The sequence below is a fragment of the Limnospira sp. genome, assembly GCF_051859755.1.
In the GTDB taxonomy this organism is placed as follows: Bacteria; Cyanobacteriota; Cyanobacteriia; order Cyanobacteriales; family Microcoleaceae; genus Limnospira; species Limnospira fusiformis.
This window is the reverse complement of sequence record NZ_JBIMLI010000284.1, coordinates 1-2,300: the sequence shown is the minus strand read 5'-3', so window position 1 is coordinate 2,300 and position 2,300 is coordinate 1. Positions and strand designations below refer to the sequence as shown.

The window sequence follows — 2,300 nt, the reverse complement described above, 5'->3', positions numbered from 1 at the left end:
ACAACGGCTGTGGTCAGCAATTCCGATGGGGTCATGAGGGCTGGGGGTTGACGGGATGGGTGCGACGCTCCCGATTATACAGGCAAGATGCCCGGAAAAGGAGCGATCGCGCAGCGTGGGTACACATATCGCATTTCCCAAGTCTGATGCCGAGACGACAAACGGAGCGACCCCGACTCATTCACAGCCGTTCCAACTCCGATTCAAACATCCGAATCAGTTGCGAACTCAAACGAATGCCATTTTTAAGCAACTGCGAAACCGATTCCCTGGCTTCCTGCCGAGTCATTAAATCTGCACCGACAGCAGCCAGTAAAAGCCCCAAACTTCCCTTCACAGGTAAACCCAAACTCAAAGCGACCCGCCGTCCCAAACGCTCATCAATCAAGACCCAATCCCCTTGGAGTTCCCGACTCAACAAAATGACTTCAAATTCTCCGGCATCGAGTCCCAAAAGTAACGGTTCAATACTGGAAGTCCCTGCCGGAGCTTGCACGATCGCCCCCGTTCGAGTTAAAATCGCTTCGCGACCCGGGCGATCGCCCCCCTGAATAGCCACCTCTCGATATACGGTGGGCGGGATAAAAATCTCATCAAATAACCGGGGTAACAGTTGCAAGCGATCGATGAGACTCAAAGCAATTAATGGCCTCCCATTGACAACAACCTTCATCGATCCCTCAATTTCTCGGCTAATTCTCGACTGGTTTTCGCCTCCTCTTCAAACTCAGCTTCGGTGTAGTCGATCGCGGCCAATCCCCGTTCGCCAATCAAACGATAAAACTCCAAACGGCTGCATCCCAAAATCTCCGCCGCCACCCCCGAAGAAATTGTACCCTCTTCATAGAGTTGACCCAAAGTCAAAATCATCACCCGTCGCTTAAACCCTTCGGGTTCTTCCCGACAAGCCACCAACAACTGTTCTGGAAATTCAACGAAAATGCTCATTTCACCGAACCCGATGCAATACTCGGTCAATTTAGGCGATCGCACTCCCGATTATACAGGCAAGATGCCCCGACTACACGAAGAGCGATCGCATTGTATCTGGTTTCTGCCAACTTTTCGGAGTTGATAACAAACAGTCGAACTAAGTGCTAAAATCTGAACCCATGAGGTGGGGTTGAATGAGATGCCGGCAAAAGATATTTATCATAACTGTGTCAAAATAGCACTGCTCAAAGATGGATGGACAATTACAGATGACCCTCTCAGTCTCAAAGTTGGTCAAAAAGATATTTTCATAGATTTGGCAGCCGAGAAACTTTTGGTCGCCGAAAAACAGGGAGTAAAAATTGCAGTAGAAGTTAAAAGCTTTGTCGGAAAATCTGAAATAGAAGACCTAAAAAATGCCCTGGGTCAATATTATCTATACGACAAAATACTCAAATACTTGAACTCGGACAAAAATCTTTATATTGCCATCAGAAAGGCAGTTTTTCAACGATTATCAGCCGAAACAATCGGTCAAATTATCCTGTCAGACCAGAATTTAAAACTGATTGTTTTCGATCCGAACTTGGAGGAAATTACTCGATGGATAAATTAAACAAATACCACCCAATCATCTGCGAAGTTATGAAGCCTTACGCCCGGATTAATTACGCCAATATTCCGGTCAAAAATCGCGCCGCTTTTGACGGTGAAAATGGTCAGTATTTGATTCTATCCGAAGGATGGATAGAGCAACAACACTTTCATAGCTGTCTCCTTCATGTGGAAATTATCGACGATCGCGTTTGGATTCAGTGGGACCAAACCGAAGATGGAATTGCTGATGAATTGGTGCAAGCTGGTATTCCCAAAGAAGATATCATCTTGGGGTTCCACGAACCAGAAGTCAGACAATATACGGGGTTTGGGATACCCAGCGTCAGTTGTCAGAATTGACACTCCCCGCTCTGAAGAGACCCGGAGTGTCAACAATACATTGTAAGTCACCCTCATTTGAGTTTAGATATCCCCACAACTCGGGCGATCGCATAGCACGAATCGCCATTCGGTTTGCCGGAATAAAGTATTCGGTTATCCGCACTTGACAATTTTTTCAAAATCTGTAACAGAGTGCCGGCTGAGTTACAGGAGTCAATATCCGGTGCGATCGCGCTTCTGTGGGGACGGCTGCACCGGCGGCATCACATCAAACACCTTCCGCGTCGTGTCGGGGTACGGGAATGCGATCGCCAGGTTTCTCGAAGTTTCCAGAAACAAGCGATCGCTTTCCCCAACCACCCAGGGGTCACATATTCCTGTAGGGGCGGGTTCAACAGCCTATATTCTTCTTCACCAGCAGCTATATA

The 2,300-nt window shown here is 47.4% G+C and carries 5 protein-coding genes; 3 read left to right on the top strand and 2 right to left on the bottom strand.

The window, feature by feature from the left end; all coding sequences use genetic code 11:
• Window positions 1-181: 181 nt before the first annotated feature.
• Both ACTIE0_RS23890 and ACTIE0_RS23885 read right to left on the bottom strand, forming a co-directional pair.
• Window positions 182-673: a PIN domain-containing protein gene (locus ACTIE0_RS23890; RefSeq protein WP_006670244.1), complete on the bottom strand. Its 492-nt coding sequence runs from the start codon at window positions 671-673 to the stop codon at window positions 182-184.
• Complete coding sequence (locus tag ACTIE0_RS23885) at window positions 670-948, bottom strand: UPF0175 family protein (RefSeq protein WP_006670243.1); 279 nt, start codon at window positions 946-948, stop codon at window positions 670-672. Before ACTIE0_RS23885 ends, ACTIE0_RS23890 begins: the two co-directional genes overlap by 4 nt.
• Here ACTIE0_RS23885 and ACTIE0_RS23880 point away from each other — a divergent pair.
• From ACTIE0_RS23880 to ACTIE0_RS23870, 3 genes are read left to right on the top strand one after another with little or no spacing between them, the layout of a single operon-like run.
• On the top strand, window positions 941-1,075 hold the full coding sequence (locus ACTIE0_RS23880; protein WP_257720187.1) for a hypothetical protein: 135 nt from the start codon (window positions 941-943) through the stop codon (window positions 1,073-1,075). The two genes, ACTIE0_RS23885 and ACTIE0_RS23880, sit on opposite strands and share 8 nt — an antisense overlap.
• A gap of 57 nt (window positions 1,076-1,132) precedes the next feature.
• On the top strand, window positions 1,133-1,549 hold the full coding sequence (locus ACTIE0_RS23875; RefSeq protein ID WP_006670242.1) for an element excision factor XisH family protein: 417 nt from the start codon (window positions 1,133-1,135) through the stop codon (window positions 1,547-1,549).
• A complete protein-coding gene (locus ACTIE0_RS23870; protein WP_006670241.1) occupies window positions 1,537-1,890 on the top strand; it encodes a XisI protein in 354 nt (117 codons plus the stop codon). Before ACTIE0_RS23875 ends, ACTIE0_RS23870 begins: the two co-directional genes overlap by 13 nt.
• Window positions 1,891-2,300 lie beyond the last annotated feature (410 nt).

What these genes read in the sequence shown, in the direction of transcription:
- ACTIE0_RS23890 (WP_006670244.1), bottom strand. Translation starts at nt 673, where the DNA reads ATGAAGGTTGTTGTCAATGGGAGGCCATTAATTGCTTTGAGTCTCATC.
- ACTIE0_RS23880 (WP_257720187.1), top strand. Translation starts at nt 941, where the DNA reads ATGCTCATTTCACCGAACCCGATGCAATACTCGGTCAATTTAGGCGAT.
- ACTIE0_RS23885 (WP_006670243.1), bottom strand. Translation starts at nt 948, where the DNA reads ATGAGCATTTTCGTTGAATTTCCAGAACAGTTGTTGGTGGCTTGTCGG.
- ACTIE0_RS23875 (WP_006670242.1), top strand. Translation starts at nt 1,133, where the DNA reads ATGCCGGCAAAAGATATTTATCATAACTGTGTCAAAATAGCACTGCTC.
- ACTIE0_RS23870 (WP_006670241.1), top strand. Translation starts at nt 1,537, where the DNA reads ATGGATAAATTAAACAAATACCACCCAATCATCTGCGAAGTTATGAAG.